Source organism: Hymenobacter gummosus, from assembly GCF_003970915.1.
GTDB classification, from domain to species: domain Bacteria; phylum Bacteroidota; class Bacteroidia; order Cytophagales; family Hymenobacteraceae; genus Solirubrum; species Solirubrum gummosum.
In genome coordinates this window covers 1-294 of record NZ_RXOF01000044.1, presented here as the reverse complement: position 1 = coordinate 294, position 294 = coordinate 1, and the positions used below count along the sequence as shown (strand labels likewise).

Genomic DNA, 294 nt, shown 5'->3' with positions numbered 1-294 from the left:
CCACCCTTCTATACAACGCCAGAAGCCCTCTACTCCTACCCTCACACCCGCCTACCCTCCTACCCTAGCAACCGCCCTATTCCAGGTCGATGCGGATGTCGCGCATGCAGCGGAAGTGGCCCTGGGGGCACTTTTCGTAGCCGATTTTGGAGCAGGGCCGGCAGCCGAGGCCTTCCACTTCCAGCGCCCGGAACTCGGTGCGGAATGGGTACATGCCAAACTCGGGCACGGTGTTGCCCCACACGCTGATGATTTCCTTGCGGAAAGCGGCGGCAATGTGCATCTGCCCGGTAT

Annotated in this window: 1 protein-coding gene; it reads right to left on the bottom strand. The window is 61.6% G+C overall.

Annotated features, from left to right (window positions below; genetic code table 11):
* Window positions 1-76 precede the first annotated feature (76 nt).
* Window positions 77-294 (bottom strand): glycosyltransferase family 9 protein (locus EJV47_RS27780; protein WP_424322192.1); only part of this gene is annotated, 218 nt, incomplete at its 5' end.